Below are 15,484 nucleotides of genomic sequence, written 5' to 3' on the forward strand. Positions count from 1 at the left end.
ATCATGCTGCAGCCGAAGCGCTTCCCCGTGACCTTCACCACCGGCGTCTTTCCTCGGGGCGAGAAGGAGGTGCCCACCGTGTGGTCCGAGCGCATCCCGCTCTCGTCCAGCCACTGGATCTGTGCTCCCTCGCGCTTGGCCGCAGCCTGAATGGCCGGATACTCCTCCTTCAGCCAGCGCTCCACTGCCTTGGGATCCTGCTGGTACGCGCGGCGCGCGGGCTTCTGCGGCGTGAAGCCCCACTCCTTGAGGTACCTCCCCGCCGTCTTCTCCGAGATCACGATCCCGAAGCGCTCCTCGATGAGCTTCGCCACCGCCGCCCGGGTCCAGAGATAGAAGGGCAGCTTCAGTTGATCGGGGCAACGGTCGCGCACCAGTTCGGCGATCACCGCCGCCTGCTCCGGCGAGAGGCTTCTCTTCTCTCCCCGGCGCCGGCCACGCTTGCGTGCCACCAGGGCGGACGCGCCGCCTTTCGCATGCGCCTTCAGCCAGTTGCGCACCGCCTGTGCGGTGACGCCAACCAGCCCGGCCGCCTGGGACTTCGACATCCCCAACGTTCGCACCGCGTGCACGGCGATGCGCCGCTTTTCTTCCTGGGCAGCCGGGGACAGGGACCGCGCATCACGATTTTCCATGCCCCCAATATATCGCTCCAGTCTGCAATATGCAAACTATTTATCGTCCGGAGTAATAATTGGCGGAGATGCTTCGACCGGCAAGCCGTGCGGGACCGGCATCGAAAAAGAAAATCTCACCCAGAGGACGCAGAGCCGCAGAGGAAGGCACGTCCCTCCTCTGCGGCTCTGCGTCCTCTGCGTGAGATAACTAGATCAGGTGGCGGCCACGAGCGCAGCCAGCGTGCCCGATGCGCCCCACTGCTCGCAGAACGCGACGAGCGCGTCGGCATTGTCCTCCGCCTGCGCTTGGAGCGCGTGGGTGAGGAGTGCGTCCGCCGCGAGGAGCGGGAGCGCGTCCTCGCGGCAGCCGGAGCCGCCGCGGAGGTCGCCGTACAGCCGCATCGCTGCTGCGGCCAGCGCGTCGGCGACGGGGGCGTGCGCGTCCGCCGGCAACGCGGCGAGCATCGCGTCCATCAGCGCGGGCGGCGCCTCAGGCGCGTTCGCGCGCAGCCACCCTGCGGCGGGGGAGATGGTTGGCTCTGCCAAACGTTCGTACGTCTCCGTCGGCGGTCGTGTGGGGTCGGTTATAGATCCTTCGGCCTGCAACCGACCGTGGGTACGCTGGTTACGGTCTGGCCGGCCTCAGGATGACGTCTGTCTGCTGCTCGTGCGAGTGCCTCCGTCACTGGGCACTGGGCACTGGGCACTGGGCACTTACTTCCCCGCCAGCATCTTCCGCACGACCTCGCCGACGGCGGCCAGGGCGTCGGGGATGCGCTCGGGGTGGGCGACGCCTGCCTGCGCCATGTGCGGCTTGCCGCCGCCCTTGCCGCCCGCCAGCGCCGCCACCTCGCGCACCACCGCGTCGGCACGAAGCCCACGGGTGATCAGGTCGTCCGTCACCACCGCCAGCAGCATCGGCCGCTCGCCGCCGCCGGCCAGCACGGCCACGCCGCTCCCCAGCCGCTCGCGCACGCGGTCGCCCAGCGCGCGCAGGCCGTCGGCGTTGTCCGCGTCCACCGGCGTGGCGATCACCTTCGTGCCGTCCACGCTCTGCGCCGCGTCCACCAGCCCGCCGACCACGTCGCCGCCGCCCTGGGTGCGCGCCCGCTCCAGCTGGCGCTGCAGCTCGCGGTTCTGCTCCAGCACCTGCTGCAGGCGGGGCAGCAGGTTCTCCTCGCGCGTCCGGAGCGCCGACGCGGCTTCGCGCAGGATGCGCTCGCCACGCAGGACCAGCTCGTACGCGCCGGGGCCGGTCACCGCCTCGATGCGGCGCACGCCGCCCGCCACGCCGCTTTCCGAGACGATGCGGAAGAGGCCGATCTGCCCCGTGGTGCGCACGTGCGTGCCGCCGCACAGCTCCATGCTGAAGCCGGGGATCTCCACCACGCGCACGTGGTCGCCGTACTTCTCGCCGAACAGCGCCATGGCGCCGCGCTCGCGGGCCTCGTGCAGCCCCATCACCTCGGTGCGCACCGCGTCGTTGCGCCAGATCTCGCGGTTCACGATCTCCTCGATCCGCGCGAGCTCCTCGGGCGACAGCGGGCCGTTGTGCGAGAAGTCGAAGCGCAGCCGGTCGGGCGCCACCAGCGACCCCATCTGGTGCACGTGCTCGCCCAGCACCTTCCGCAGCGCCGCATGGAGAAGATGCGTCGCGGTGTGGTTGCGCTCGGTGTCGCGGCGCGTGGACTCCTCCACCTCGGCGCGCACGTGGCTGGCGGAGAAATCTCCCTCCACCGGCCCGATCACCGCGATCCGGCCGCCCACCTTGCGCACCTCGTTCACGCGCATCGTCCACCGGTCGCCGTGCACGTGGCCGGTGTCGCTGATCTGCCCGCCGCTCTCGGCGTAGAACGGGTTCTCGCGCAGCTGCAGGGCGATGCGGCCGTCGTCCATCCACCGGTACGCCAGGATGTCGGTCTCGAGCGCCGTGGCCCGGTACGCGGCGAACTCCTGCTCCGCGCCGGCCGCGTCGCCCACCGATTCCCATCCGTCGGCGAAGGCGTCGGCCTCCACGGCGATGCCGCTGGCCGCGCGGTCCTCGCGGCTGCGGCGGCGCTGCGCCTCGAGCTCCTCCTCGAAACCGGTCAGGTCGATCTCGTAGCCGCGCTCCCGCGCCATCAGCTCGGTGAGATCGACGGGGAAGCCGTAGGTGTCGTACAGCTTGAAGACGTCCTTGCCGCTGATCATCCCGCTCCCGCCCTGGGGCGCCACCTCGTCGAAGCGCTTCATCCCCGCGTCGATGGTCGACAGGAAGCGCTCCTCCTCCGCGCGCGTGTTGCGGACGATGTACGCGCGCCGCGCGAGCAGCTCGGGATAGGCCACGCCCATGCGGTCGATCACCGCCTCCACCACGCCGGCGAGGGTGGGCTCGCGGCGTCCCATCAGCCAGGCGTGGCGCACCGCGCGGCGGAGGATGCGGCGCAGCACGTAGCCGCGCCCCTCGTTCGACGGAAAGACGCCGTCCGCCAGCAGGAACGCCGTCGCGCGCGCGTGGTCGGCCAGCACGTGGTAGCTGGCGCCGTGCGGGGTGTCGTACTCGTAGTCGATGCCCACGATCTCCACCGCGCGGGCGATGATGTCGGTGAAGACGTCGGTCTTGTAGTTCGAGTCGACGCCCTGCAGCACGCTGGTCACGCGCTCCAGCCCCGAGCCGGTGTCGATGGACGGCGCGGGGAGCGGGGTCAGGTTGCCGTCGGCATCGCGGTCGTACTGCATGAACACGAGGTTCCAGATCTCCAGGAACTCGCCCGCGTCGCTCGCCTCCACGAACTCCTCGAGGGACACGTCGGTGCCGCGCTTCCCCTCGGGCCGCATGTCGAAGTGGATCTCGCTGCAGGGGCCGCAGGGGCCGGTGTCGGCCATCTGCCAGAAGTTGTCCTTGTCGCCCAGCTTGAAGATGCGCGCCTCGGGGAGCCCGCTGATCTCCTTCCAGAGCGCGACCGCCTCGTCGTCGGTGTAGTGCACGGTGGCCCAGAGGCGCTCCTTGGGCATCCCGAAGACCTCGGTCAGCAGCTCCCAGGCGAAGCGGATGGCGTCGTGCTTGAAGTAGTCGCCGAACGAGAAGTTGCCCAGCATCTCGAAGAACGTGTGGTGCCGGGCCGTGTAGCCCACGTTCTCGAGGTCGTTGTGCTTGCCGCCGGCGCGCACGCACTTCTGGCTGGTGGCCGCGCGGGTGTAGCCGGGGTCCTCCATCCCCAGGAACACCTTCTTGAACGGCACCATCCCCGCGTTGGTGAACAGCAGCGTGGGGTCGTCGGCGGGGACGAGGGACGAGCTGGGGCGTACCTCGTGGCCCTGGCGGGCGAAGTAGTCCAGGAATGCGGCGCGGATCTCGTCGGAGCGCATGTATCCGTCAGGAAAAGGCTTGCGGTTGATGGTCCTTCGACAACTTAACCTGCCGCGGGGGACGGTCTCAAGGCCGAACCGGCGCGGGCGGCGGCCCCGCAAGGCCCTCACCCGAAAATCCGGAAGGGCCGAGACATAACCCCCGTCTCGGCCCTTCCGGATTTTCGACCTCTCCCGACAGCAGGAGAGGTGAACTGCAACTGCAACTCAGCGCACACCCTGCCTTCTGTTCTCCCCTCTCCTGCGCAGCGGGGGAGGGCCGGGGGAGGGGGTCAGCCGGGCGGGCAGGATCCGTCCCGGATCGAGCCGAAGCCTCTCCCCACGCTGAGGTCTCCCCCTCCCCCAGTCGGTTTTGGGGGAGGGGGCCCGGGGGGAGAGGGCCTCCGCGCCGGTCCCCTTTCTTCGTTCCGCAGCATCGCCTGCACTGATTTCAGGCGAAGGCGATTCCGGCAAACTGTTCCGGTCCCATACACGCTGTGCGGAATCGCGACGGAGGTTGCGGCGCGAAAACGCGGCGGCGCCCGCCCCGGAGTGGGGACGGACGCCGCCGGTTCGTGCGGAGATGCGCGCGGGATCAGTTGTACGCGCGGCCGTGCTGGTCGGCGCGCGTGGCGCAGCGCCGGCACAACAGCAACGGATAGCACAACTTGCGGTCCCACTTCTTCGACTTGCAGCGAGGGCAGGCAGGAGCCATCACCTGCCGGATCACCCACCACCCCACCCCTAGCACGATGGCGCCTGCGGCGATTCCCATGGAGATGCGTTCGCGGGTTGACAGCCTGGGCGGCGAGCGCGCGCCGCCGCGCCCTCCAGCCGGACGGGCGCATTCCTGACATTCGGTCTCTCAAGAACGGTGCCACGTGCGTATCGATTCCACCGCAGCTCCGTCACGCTTCAACGCGCGGGACAGCCGGGTTGTGACGCACCGTTTTCGAGGGATTCGGCGACAAACCTGTCGCCCCCGGCGCCGTCCCGCAACTCCGGCCGCGTCAGGGCGGCGCCAGCGTCACGCGCGCGCCCAGCCAGAGCCCCGCGCCCACCGCCGCCGCCATCAGCGCCAGCCCCGCGCCCGCCGTCCGCCGGAAAGACGGCGAGCCGAGCGCCAGCGTCACAGCCAGCTTCAGCGCCGTGTTGGCGAGGATGCCGATGGCGATGGCCCGCGCGCCGAGCGCGGCCGCGGCGGCGGTGGGGCCCAGGCGGCTCATCGACAGCGTCAGCGCGTCCATGTCGGTGAGCCCCAGCGCGGCGGCGCTCGCCAGCACGCCCGGGCTCCCCCAGGTCTGGCGGACGAAGGCGACGGCGTAGAGGACGAGCTGGAAGGCCACCGCCATCTGGATGGCGGTCCACAGGTTCAGCGGGCTGCGAGGCTGCGGCGGGGCGGCGGCCGCGGCGGGCCCGGGGCGCAGGAGCGACCACGCCACCATCGCGCCGCCGGCCAGCAGCGGGGGCGCGAGGTAGGGCGCGAGCGCCACCGTCACCGCCGGGTTGAGGATGGCGGTGAGGACGGCGATGCGCGGCAGCAGCACGGTGCACGCGCCGACCACGCCCGACGCCAGCGGCCGCGCCATCTCGGGCTCGCGGCGGCTCAGGCGCGAGAAGTGGAGGGTGACGGCGGTGGAGGAGATGAGCCCGCCCAGCATCCCCGCCACGCCGTAGCCGCGCTCGGCGCCCACCGCGCGGCGCGCCAGGTACCCGGCGAAGTTGAGGCCGCTGAAGAGGAGGACGACGATCCACAGCCCGCGCGGGCGGATGCCGCCCAACGGGCCGTAGCTGCCGTCGGGAAGGAGGGGGAGGACGACCAGTGCCAGCACGGCGAACTGCAGCGCGCCCCGCAACTCGTCGGCGTCGATCGCGCGCACGGCGCGGTGCAGGCGCGCCTTCTCGCTGAGCGCCAGGACGACGACGGCTGCCGCGCCGCTGGCCAGCGCCTCCTCGCCGGTGCCCGCCAGGGTGCCGAGGGCGAGCACCGCCAGCGCGGCGGCCTCGGTGGTCCCGTCCACCGCCTCGCCGTCGCCCCGGCGTCTCGCGGCGGCGAGGTAGCCGGCCACGGAGAGCGCGGCACCGCCGGCGAGGAGCGCGACGGCCAGCGGCAGCAGCGGCCCGCCGGCCAGCGTTCCCGCCACGCCGCCGGTCAGGCCCAGGAGGAAGAAGGTGCGCGCGCCGGCGAACCGGGCGTGCGGGCCCGAGGCGTGGCCGGACCACTCGCGCTCGATCCCCACGGCGGCGCCGACCAGCGCCGCCACGGCCAGGCGCTCGGCCCCGGCGATCACCCCGGCCGTCCCGCCCGCGCGGGCACGGCGGTCACCGCGCGGAGCCCGGCGCGCGGCCGGCCTCGCGGGCGAGCAGGTCGGCCACCTTCCGCTCCTCCCACTCGGGGCCCCACCAGCGCCTGCCGGCCATCGCCACGCAGTGCGACACGATCCCCACGCCCCACCCCATCGCCGGCCACTGCACCCACCAGCCGCGGCCGGTGGCGGCGTCGACCAGCGCCAGCAGCAGCATCACTCCCATGTACAGCGTGAGGTGGGAATAGAAGCCGCGCAACTCGGCCGCGTCGCGGTGCGCCCAGTCGATCCGTTCCTGCTCCGTCATCGTTCCCTCCCTTCGGGTTGAAACGCCTGCCGATCCAAGCTTATGCGGGAGATGCGGGGACGGATGTCGGGAGTGCGATGGATGCGCTGTCGGGCGGGAGGCCGCGTCGAGGCGAGGAAATGCCTCACACGGAGGGGGATGGAATCTCACGCGGAGCCGCGGAGGAGCATCGGCACCTCCTCCGCGTCTCCGCGCCTCCGCGTGAGATCTAACGATTTCTAATGTGATCGATTCGTGGCTGGCGCGCCGGGCGCGGAACATTAGAATCCCCCAATATCCCAGAACGTCCAATCCCCATGGACCGCTGGAGCCCGCGGATGAGCCGTCGTACCGTCGTACTGTGTGCCTGCGCCGCGATCGCCGCGTGCGCGCCGTCATCCCCATCTCCCACCCCCACACCCGCGCCGCCCGCCGCAGCCCCTGTGCCCGCAGCGGCGCCGGCGCCGCTGCGGACGGTGTCGCGCGACTCGCTGCGGCCGCGGCTGCCGACGGGTGCGACCCTCGACCCCGCCGCGCCGATGACCGACGTGGGGCCGATGCCGCTGGCCATGCTCCCCGCGCCCGAGGGCGACCGCGTGGTGATGCTGATCTGCGGGTGGCGGCAGCAGGGGCTGCAGGTGGCGGATCTCAACGGCCGCGTGCTGCAGACGGTCGACCAGCCCGCGGCGTTCGTGGGGCTCGCCTTTTCGCCGGACGGGCGCACGCTGTACGCGTCGGGGGGCAACCAGGACGTCGTCTACCGCTATGCCTGGGCGAACGGCGCGGCCACGCTGCGCGACTCGCTCGTCCTGGCGGTGAAGCAGCCGGGGAAGAGCGGGACGCGCTACCCGTCGGGGATCGGCGTCTCGCCCGACGGGCGGTGGCTGTACGTGGCCGAGAACCTGGCCGACTCGATGGCGGTGGTCGACCTCTCCACCGGCCGCGTCACGCGGCGCTTCGCCACGGAGCCGTATCCCTACGGCGTCGCCGTCGCCCCGGACGGGCGCGTCTACGTCTCCGCGTGGGGCGGGGCCACGGTGTCGGCGTTCGCGCGGCGCGGCGGCCGGCTCGTCTCCGCGGGGCGGATCGCCGTCGGCCGCCATCCCTCGTCGCTGCTGCTGAACCGCGCGGGGACGCGCCTCTTCGCCGCGTCGGCGTCGACGGACCGCATCGCCGTGGTGGACACGCGCACGCGTCGGGTGATCGCCCAGCTCGACGACGGGCCGCCGGCCGGGCCGCACGAGGGGAGCACGCCCAACGCGCTCGCCCTCTCCGCCGACGGCACGCGGCTCTTCGTGGCCGAGGGCGACGCGAACGCGGCCGGCGTGTTCGACCTCTCCGCGGCCACCTCGGGCATCCCCGCTGCGCGGGGGAACGACCGGCTGGCGGGGCGGATCCCGGCCGGGTGGTATCCCTCGGCGATCGCCGCGGTGGGCCGGACGCTGCTGGTCGCCAGCGGGAAGGGGCGGGGGACGATGGCGAACCCCGACGGGCCGCAGCCGACGGGGACCATCATGCACCAGGGCGGCCGCGGCAACACCACGCAGCGCCAGATCTCCGGCACGCTGATGGCGGCGCCGCTGGCGGGCGCATCCGGCGGCGAGCTGGCGGCGCTCACCGCGCGGGTGGCGCGGGCCAACGGGTGGGACCGGCCGCGCACCGCCTTCGCCTATCCCCCCTTCACCCACGTCATCTACGTCATCAAGGAGAACCGCACGTACGACCAGGTGTTCGGCGACCTGCCGGAGGGCGATGGGGACACCACGCTGCTCTTCTTCGGCCCGCGCTCGGCGCCCAACCACAAGGCGCTGGCGCGGCGCTTCGGGCTGTTCGACCGCTTCTTCGTGAACGCCGAGGTCAGCCCCGACGGCCACAACTGGTCCACCGCCGCGTACACGACCGACTACCTGCAGAAGACCGTGCCTTCGCAGTACTCCAGCCGCGGGCGGACGTACGACTACGAGGGGACGAACGGGGGATGGGAGGTGAGCGACATCCCCGGCGACGACGTGAACGAGCCGGCCAGCGGCTACCTGTGGGACCTGGCGGTGCGCAGGGGGATCACGCTGCGCAACTACGGCGAGTTCGTGGTCTCCGCGCGCAACGACAGCGGCCGCGTCACCCATTACGTGGGGACGAAGCGCGCGCTGGCGGGGACGACCCATCCCCGCTTCCCCGGCTTCGACCAGTGGATCCCCGACCAGCGGCGCGCGGACATCTGGATCGAGGAGCTGCGGGAGCACGCGCGGCGGGGGCAGATGCCGGCGCTGGAGATCGTGCGGCTGCCCAACGACCACACCTCGGGCGCGCGCGCCGGGGCGCCCACGCCGCGCGCGGCCTTCGCCGACAACGACCTGGCGCTGGGGCGGATGGTGGAGGCGCTCAGCCGCAGCCCGTTCTGGCGCAGCACGGTGATGTTCGTGCTGGAGGACGACGCGCAGAACGGCCCCGACCACGTGGACTCGCACCGCTCGCTGCTCCTGGTGATCAGCGCGTGGAACCGCCCCGGCACCGTCAGCCGCTTCGCCAACACGACGGACGTGATCCGCACCATCGAGGAGATCCTGGGGCTGCAGTCGCTCAGCCACTTCGACGGCTTCGGGCGGCCGCTGCGCGAGATCTGGGCGGCGGAGCCGGACCTGTCGCCGTACGCCGCCATCACCCCCGTCCAGCCGCTGGACGAGAAGAACCCGCCGAACACCGCGCTCGCCCGCGCCAGCGCGCGGCTCGACCTGCGCATGGAGGACGTGGCCGACGAGGAGCTCTTCAACCGCATCCTCTGGGAGGCGATCAAGGGCCCCGGCGTGCCCTATCCCGGCACGCGCCGCATGCCCGCGCTCGAGGCGATCGGACGGTAGAAGAAGGGGAAATCACACGGAGGGAACGGAGGAAACGGAGGGGCGAGTGAATCGTTCCTCCGTTTCCTCCGTTCCCTCCGTGTGATATGAGCCTCTTCTTTTCAGATCCTGATTCGCGGGCGGAGAGGTTGCGCGGATGTTGGAACCGGGCTTGCAAGTGCCTGCGCCGCCCCTGGTTGCGACGGGAACGTGTGGCGAAGGTGGGAGCGATGGCGATCAATGCGAAGGACGCGTTCCAGCTGGTCAAGCGCTCGGCGAAGGACTTCGGCGACGACGAGTGCCCGCGGATGGCGGCGGCGCTCGCGTACTACACCGTGTTCGCCCTGCCGCCGCTGCTGATCCTCATCCTGATGCTGGTGAGCGCGTTCGTCAGCCGCGACCAGGTGCAGGCCGCGCTCAGCGGCGAGGTGGGGCGGATGATGGGCGGCGACGGCGCGCGCATGGTGCTGACCATGATCACCCAGGCCAAGCAGCCCGGCGGCGGCCCCATGGGCACGATCCTGGGGATCGGCGCGCTGGTCCTGGGCGCCACGGGGGCCTTCCTGCAGCTGCAGGCCGCGCTCAACCGCGCCTGGGAGGTGGAGCCCGATCCCGAGGCCGGCGGGCTGAAGAACTTCATCACCAAGCGCGTGCTGTCGCTGGGGATGGTGCTGGGGATCGCCTTCCTCCTCCTCGTCTCCCTGGCCCTGAGCGCGGCGCTCTCCGCCGTCGGCCACTGGATCGGCGCGCTGATCCCCGGCGGGTCGCAGGTGGTGGCGTGGATCGTCGGCGAGCTGGTGGCCATCACCGTGGTCTTCCTCCTCTTCGCCGCCATCTTCAAGGTGCTGCCGGACGCGGAGATCGCCTGGAAGGACGTGTGGGTGGGCGCGCTGGTGACGGCGGTGCTGTTCGAGGTCGGCAAGGCGGCGCTGGGCATCTACCTGGGGAACAGCAACCCGGGGAAGGCGTACGGCGCGGCCGGGTCGCTGGCGGTGATCCTGGTGTGGATCTACTACTCGGCCATGATCGTGCTCTTCGGCGCCGAGTTCACGCAGACCTGGGCCACCACCCGCGGCGAGGGGATCCGCCCCGAGGAGGGAGCCGTGGCGATGGCCGACGACGCGGGCGACGCCTCCCGCCCGCGCGCGGCCGCAACGGAGCGCGCCCGCGGCTCGCGCAGGGAGGGAGATCGCGATCGCGGCGCGCGGACGACGGCGATCCCGCGGCAGGAGCCGGTGTCGACGCCCGCGCAGGTCTCCGAGCGCGCGATGGCCGCCGCGAAGCGCGATCGCGAGCCCGAGCACACGCCCGAGAACGAGCGCGGCCTCCCCGGCGGAGGCGTGGGCCGGCGCGAGGCGGTGGGCGGCTCCGGCATCCACCCCGTCTCCGCGGGCGACCTGCCCAAGGGCGCCGAGCCCCGCGCCCCCGGCCAGATCGCCGAGCCAAGGCGGCGCGAGGACGACGTGGCGTGATCGCGTGAGCTGACGAAAGGATCACACGGAGGAAACGGAGGGAACGGAGGACCGCGATGAGTTCTCCGTTTCCTCCGTTCCCTCCCTGTGATCCTTTCTGTTCCGTCTTGTATCGGCGGAGACGGGACTTAGCTTGTGGCAGCCGATTCCTCGTCCATCCCCCGTCCGCAGAGCGATGCCGTCATCCCCACCCGAATCCCCCGATCCCCAGGCGCAGGCCGAGCCGCGGCGGATCGAGCTGAGGTACCGCGCGTGGAACGAGGGGCGGCCGCCGCGCCGCATCCGCCTGGCCATCCCCGGCTGGGCGGGTGAGGAAGGCGCGGCGGAGGACGGCGCGCGCCCGCAGCCGTGGCACTGCCGTCCGTTCGTGGACGCGGCCACGTACGGCATCGAGCTGGTCTACGCGTTCGAGACGGAGTGCCGCGTGACTCGCGGCGGCGACGGCGTGGTGCGCTTCGAGGGCGATTTCTCGGACGAGATCGCGCGGGCGGAGGGGAAGGGGCAGCGGGTGGAGGTCCCCTTCGGCACCTTCGCGCCGCACCACTACGGGATGACCACGGCCATCGACATCCTGCCGCCACCCGGCTACGTGCTGCGCATCGAGTCGCATCCGCGCTTCTATACCGACACCACCGGCGAGGTGCCGTGCGCCGTTCCCGGGCACATCGAGCGCTTCTGGCCGCGGATGTTCTTCGCCGTGTTCAAGGCGCCGCGCCCCGGCGAGACGCACGTGTTCCGCAACGGCGAGCCCTTCGCCCAGCTGCTGGTCGTCCCCGCCGCGGCGACCTACGCGCTGACGCCGATGGACGCGCCGCAGGCGGAGGACCGCGCCACGCAGGACCACCAGATGTCGTCGCTGCAGTGGCTCGTGGCCAAGCACATCTGGAAGGCGGACAACGGCCTCTGGTTCGACGACAAGTACAAGCAGCTGCTGCGCATCTACCGCGCATCGGGGCTCGACGGCGTGCGCGAGCACCTGCGCGGGCTCGCCGTGCTGGCGCGCCTCGGCGGCAAGGGCGATCGCCCCTCCCCGAACGCCGGGGGCACGGAGCCGGGCGGGTAAACGGGTGGAGTGGGCCGCCGGGCTGATTTTTGCAGTCATTTTCTCCCGCCCACCGCGATCCGTTCGACCTGCGACCGATCCCTTCCATGCGTCCCATGCCCAAGCGAACGGCGGTGCTGCTCGCCGCGGCGGTGGCTGTACGCGCCGCCGGCGTCCACGCCCAGGCCGGCAGCGCGCCGGTACTCCCCGCCCACGCGGATACCGCGTGGAGCGCGGTGTTCCGCATGGACCTCGACACGGCGCGCGCGGTGATCGCCGCCAACCACCCCGGCGCCGTGGACGCGCGCAACCCTGCCTTCCGCCGCACGCTGGAGTCGGCGTACCGCGAGGCGCGGGCGGCCGCGCCGGGCGTGAACAGCTACGCGTCCTACCGCATCGCTCTGTCGCGCTTCGGCAACCGCTTCCAGGACGCGCACCTCAACATCGGTGGCACCCGGCCCGTGGCGCAGCTGCGCGAGGCGGGGCTCTATCCCGTGTATCGCGGTGGCGCCTTCGTGGTGCGCGAGGCCGACGAGCGCTACGGTGCGCAGGCCGCGGAGCTGCGCGGGGCGATGGTGGAGGCGTGCGGGGGAGTGCCGGCCGCGCGGGTGTTCGCCGACCGGGTGCTGTCGTGGCGCGGCCGGCCCGGCGTGCAGGCCGACTGGCACACCTACGCGCCGCTGCTGCTGGTGGACTACGGCCCGCCCACGCCGCCGGGGCCGGCCGAGTGCCGCTTCCGCGCGGGCGGCCGCGCCATCACCCTCCCCCTGCAGTGGCGCGACGCCGCTCCGCAGGAGGTGCGCGCGCGGGTGCTGCGCGTGGCCGCGCTCCCCGTGCTGCGCCCGGCGCTGGAGCGGATGGACGGCGGGCGGACGCTGTGGGTGAACGTCCCCAGCTTCTACGCGTCGGCCGACAGCGAGGTGGCGGCGATGAACGCGCTGACCGACTCGCTGCGCGCGGAGACGGAGCGCAACCGCGGGTGGGGGGTGATGGTGATCGACCTGCGCGGCAACTCGGGCGGGTCGTCGGTGTGGGCCGACCAGGTGGCGTCCGCCGTCTTCGGCAAGCCGTGGGTCGACGCCGCCCGCGCCTACCTCCGCGACGGCGTCTACACCGAGTACCGCGTGTCGCGCGACAACGTGGAGACGGCGCGCGCGGCGGTGCGCGAGTCGGAGCAGCGCCACGGCGCCAACAGCGAGGCGGTGGCCGACGCCCGCGCGCTGGCCGACTCGCTGGCGGCGGCGCTGGCCCGCGGAGACGCGCTGTACGGCCACGCCGCGCGCCGCACCGGCGTGCCGCTTCCCGCGCCGCCGGCTGTCCCCGGGCGCGTGGTGGTGGTCACCACCGCCTCGTGCTTCAGCGCCTGCCTGGACTTCCTCGACGTCGTCCGTCTCCATCCCGCCATCGTCCAGGTGGGCGAGACGACGGGCGTGGACACCGACTACATGGAGAACTGGGGCCGCCCCCTCCCCAGCGGCCTCAGCTCCATCGGCTACCCGATGAAGGTGTACCGCAACCGGCGGCGGCTGAACAATCAGGCATACGCGCCGCGGGTCCCCTATCCCGGCGAGATCGGCGACACCGGGGCGCTGCGCCGCTGGATCCTGGCCGGGTACGCGCGCTGGTGATCCGCCTCGCTTCGCGGCGAGACACCATCCCCAAACGACGGCGGCCGCGCATCGGAAGAAGCGCGGCCGCCGTGCCGTGCGGGGTGCCCATCACGCATAGTACCGGTAGACCGTGTCGTTGATCATCGGCTCCTGCTGCTTCGGCGGGCACGTGCAGCTGTAGCAGTTCTGGTTGACGTCGGTCTCGCCGCCAGCCACCTGGTCCAGCTCCTCGACCTCGAGCGAGTCGACGTCGATGGCCTCGGGGTCCAGCCGCTTCTTCTCGGTCATTGCGTCCTCCTCCGCGATAGGGAAGGGGTGGTGGGCCGCGCCCGCTCGCGCGGTGTGGCATGGGCCACGCCGGGGGGCGCCGGGGAAGCGTGGATCGATCCGGGAATTCCCACGAACGGGAGGTCATCCCGGTCGTGGGTCCGGGGTGCGGGAGCGGCCGTCCGCCCCGGGAGGGGGAGGACGGCCGCTCCGGCCACCGTTGCGCGGCTCACACCAGGATCGGCTCGGCCGGGGCCTGCTGCCTGGGCGGGCAGGTGCAGCTGTGGCAGTTCTGGTTGATGTCGGTCTCGCCGCCGGCCACCTGGTCCAGCTCCTCCACCTCGAGCGAGTCGACCTCGATCTCCTCGGGGTTCATCCGCTTCTTCTCCGTCATCACCGCCTCCACGGGTTGATGGTTGGGTCCCTCCCCGGCAGGCCGCCGGTGCGTACGGCGCGGCCGGCCCGCCGGCGCGTCGGGGGCCGGCCCTACTCCGCCGCTCCCTCGGGCACGGGCCCGCACTCCAGCGACAGCGCGCATGCCAGCCAATGGCAGGTGACGCTGCACTGGCAGGTGCAGGTGCCTTCGTTGATGTTTCCCACCTCGTCGGCCGTGACCAGGTAGTCGAGCTCGTGCACTTCGAGCGACTCGACCACGATCTCCTGCGGCCGCAGGCTGATGCGATGCTTCATGGACGCCGCCTTTGCCGTCATGGGCGCTCCCGGCGGGAGGGGACCGTCCCCGCGCCGCCATCGGGGGAAGATTCCCGGATCCGGGCAATCGCGTCTCGCGATGCCGCGGCCCGGCGCGTGCGTGGAGACGCGAGGCTTCCGGCCGGGCCGGCTCCGGGAGGACGTCGACCCGGCGTCGCCGGGCGGACGGAGCGGAGGTGGGGACGGTGGAACGGCCGTCCCGCCGCCGGACGGGCGGCGGCGGGGGCGATCCGCCGGTGCCGCGGCGGACCGGGATGGCTCCCGGGCCCCGCGGCGCTACGCCGGGTGGGTGCGGCTGTAGCAGTTCCTGTTTTCGTCCAGCGCGCCGCCTGCCGCGGCGTCGGGCGCTTCGGCCTCGACCGGGTCGGCGTCGCGCTCCCGCGGGTCGAGCATCCGCGGCTCCGCCATGGTGTGCCCGGCCGAGCGCAAGGCCGCCACGGCGGCCTCGTGCCGGGGGCCGGTTACGCCAGGACGACGGTGTCGCCCGGATCCCGCGCGGGGCAGGTGCAGCTGTAGCAGTTCTTGTTCACGTCGGTCTCGCCGCCCGCCACCTGGTCCAGCTCCTCGACCTCGAGGGAGTCGACGTCGATCTGTTCGGGATCGAGCTTCCTGGGTTCGGACATGGGGTCCTCGTCGTGAAGGGGGTGAGGGGGCCCGGAGCACGCCGGGCCCCGTGCGCGCGACTACACCAGGATCACCGTGTCGCCCGGGTCGCGCGGCGCCGGGCAGGGTGAGGGAGGAAGGTTCCGGCGCGGACCGGGACGTGGTCCGCGCCGGGCGGGGGCTACACGAAGATCGGCTCCTTCTGCGCCGGCGGGCAGGTGCAGCTGTGGCAGTTCTGGTTGACGTCGGTCTCGCCGCCGGCCACCTGGTCGAGCTCCTCCACCTCCAGCGAGTCCACTTCCACCGCCTCGGGGTCCAGTCGCTTCTTGTCGGACATCGTCCCGTCTCCTCGCTGGGATGAATGGGGGGCGCCGGGGGTCGGCGCTCCCGGGTGGCGCGGCCCGGA

The 15,484-nt window shown here is 72.3% G+C and carries 14 protein-coding genes; 4 read left to right on the plus strand and 10 right to left on the minus strand.

The window, feature by feature from the left end:
* The 5 genes from VF092_01500 to VF092_01520 form a co-directional block, all read right to left on the minus strand.
* Positions 1–635: IS630 family transposase (locus tag VF092_01500; GenBank protein HEX6745958.1), on the minus strand; the 635-nt coding region annotated here is incomplete at its 3' end.
* 195 nt (positions 636–830) lie between these two features.
* The gene (locus tag VF092_01505) at positions 831–1,163 is read right to left on the minus strand and encodes a hypothetical protein (protein ID HEX6745959.1); all 333 of its coding nucleotides are present in this window, start codon (positions 1,161–1,163) and stop codon (positions 831–833) included.
* Between the two features lie 168 nt (positions 1,164–1,331).
* Positions 1,332–3,965 (minus strand): alanine--tRNA ligase, encoded by a 2,634-nt coding sequence (gene alaS, locus VF092_01510; protein HEX6745960.1) that lies wholly within the window; start codon positions 3,963–3,965, stop codon positions 1,332–1,334.
* Positions 3,966–4,954: 989 nt separating this feature from the next.
* Positions 4,955–6,235 carry a DUF4010 domain-containing protein gene (locus VF092_01515; GenBank protein ID HEX6745961.1) on the minus strand — a complete coding sequence of 427 codons (1,281 nt, stop codon included), beginning with the start codon at positions 6,233–6,235 and terminating at the stop codon, positions 4,955–4,957.
* A 31-nt stretch (positions 6,236–6,266) separates the two neighbouring features.
* Positions 6,267–6,557: a 2TM domain-containing protein gene (locus tag VF092_01520; GenBank protein HEX6745962.1), complete on the minus strand. Its 291-nt coding sequence runs from the start codon at positions 6,555–6,557 to the stop codon at positions 6,267–6,269.
* 317 nt (positions 6,558–6,874) lie between these two features.
* On the opposite strand from VF092_01520, the gene VF092_01525 reads away from it, so the two are divergent.
* The 4 genes from VF092_01525 (at position 6,875) to VF092_01540 (ending at position 13,515) form a co-directional block, all read left to right on the plus strand.
* Positions 6,875–9,394 carry a bifunctional YncE family protein/alkaline phosphatase family protein gene (locus VF092_01525; protein ID HEX6745963.1) on the plus strand — a complete coding sequence of 840 codons (2,520 nt, stop codon included), beginning with the start codon at positions 6,875–6,877 and terminating at the stop codon, positions 9,392–9,394.
* A gap of 209 nt (positions 9,395–9,603) precedes the next feature.
* Positions 9,604–10,845: a YihY/virulence factor BrkB family protein gene (locus VF092_01530; protein HEX6745964.1), complete on the plus strand. Its 1,242-nt coding sequence runs from the start codon at positions 9,604–9,606 to the stop codon at positions 10,843–10,845.
* Positions 10,846–11,020: 175 nt separating this feature from the next.
* Positions 11,021–11,908 (plus strand): hypothetical protein, encoded by an 888-nt coding sequence (locus VF092_01535; protein HEX6745965.1) that lies wholly within the window; start codon positions 11,021–11,023, stop codon positions 11,906–11,908.
* 95 nt (positions 11,909–12,003) lie between these two features.
* A complete protein-coding gene (locus tag VF092_01540; protein HEX6745966.1) occupies positions 12,004–13,515 on the plus strand; it encodes a S41 family peptidase in 1,512 nt (503 codons plus the stop codon).
* A gap of 90 nt (positions 13,516–13,605) precedes the next feature.
* Here VF092_01540 and VF092_01545 read toward each other — a convergent pair whose 3' ends face one another.
* The 5 genes from VF092_01545 to VF092_01565 all read right to left on the minus strand — a co-directional run bounded on the left by VF092_01545 (position 13,606) and on the right by VF092_01565 (position 15,415).
* Positions 13,606–13,785, minus strand: a complete 180-nt coding sequence (locus VF092_01545; GenBank protein HEX6745967.1) for a hypothetical protein — start codon at positions 13,783–13,785, stop codon at positions 13,606–13,608.
* A 208-nt stretch (positions 13,786–13,993) separates the two neighbouring features.
* Entirely contained in the window at positions 13,994–14,158 is a 165-nt protein-coding gene (locus VF092_01550) for a hypothetical protein (protein ID HEX6745968.1), read from the minus strand.
* A 92-nt stretch (positions 14,159–14,250) separates the two neighbouring features.
* Positions 14,251–14,454, minus strand: coding sequence for a hypothetical protein (locus VF092_01555; protein HEX6745969.1), 204 nt, complete (start codon positions 14,452–14,454; stop codon positions 14,251–14,253).
* Positions 14,455–14,936: 482 nt separating this feature from the next.
* On the minus strand, positions 14,937–15,098 hold the full coding sequence (locus VF092_01560; protein ID HEX6745970.1) for a hypothetical protein: 162 nt from the start codon (positions 15,096–15,098) through the stop codon (positions 14,937–14,939).
* A 161-nt stretch (positions 15,099–15,259) separates the two neighbouring features.
* Positions 15,260–15,415: a hypothetical protein gene (locus VF092_01565; GenBank protein HEX6745971.1), complete on the minus strand. Its 156-nt coding sequence runs from the start codon at positions 15,413–15,415 to the stop codon at positions 15,260–15,262.
* Positions 15,416–15,484: the final 69 nt, after the last annotated feature.

The sequence above is a fragment of the Longimicrobium sp. genome (genome assembly GCA_036377595.1).
In the GTDB taxonomy this organism is placed as follows: domain Bacteria; phylum Gemmatimonadota; class Gemmatimonadetes; order Longimicrobiales; family Longimicrobiaceae; genus Longimicrobium.

Coding starts and splice junctions, on each gene's coding strand:
- alaS (HEX6745960.1), bottom strand. CDS start 3,965: ATGCGCTCCGACGAGATCCGCGCCGCATTCCTGGACTACTTCGCCCGC.
- VF092_01520 (HEX6745962.1), bottom strand. CDS start 6,557: ATGACGGAGCAGGAACGGATCGACTGGGCGCACCGCGACGCGGCCGAG.
- VF092_01525 (HEX6745963.1), top strand. CDS start 6,875: ATGAGCCGTCGTACCGTCGTACTGTGTGCCTGCGCCGCGATCGCCGCG.
- VF092_01530 (HEX6745964.1), top strand. CDS start 9,604: ATGGCGATCAATGCGAAGGACGCGTTCCAGCTGGTCAAGCGCTCGGCG.
- VF092_01535 (HEX6745965.1), top strand. CDS start 11,021: ATGCCGTCATCCCCACCCGAATCCCCCGATCCCCAGGCGCAGGCCGAG.
- VF092_01540 (HEX6745966.1), top strand. CDS start 12,004: ATGCCCAAGCGAACGGCGGTGCTGCTCGCCGCGGCGGTGGCTGTACGC.
- VF092_01545 (HEX6745967.1), bottom strand. CDS start 13,785: ATGACCGAGAAGAAGCGGCTGGACCCCGAGGCCATCGACGTCGACTCG.
- VF092_01550 (HEX6745968.1), bottom strand. CDS start 14,158: ATGACGGAGAAGAAGCGGATGAACCCCGAGGAGATCGAGGTCGACTCG.
- VF092_01555 (HEX6745969.1), bottom strand. CDS start 14,454: ATGAAGCATCGCATCAGCCTGCGGCCGCAGGAGATCGTGGTCGAGTCG.
- VF092_01560 (HEX6745970.1), bottom strand. CDS start 15,098: ATGTCCGAACCCAGGAAGCTCGATCCCGAACAGATCGACGTCGACTCC.
- VF092_01565 (HEX6745971.1), bottom strand. CDS start 15,415: ATGTCCGACAAGAAGCGACTGGACCCCGAGGCGGTGGAAGTGGACTCG.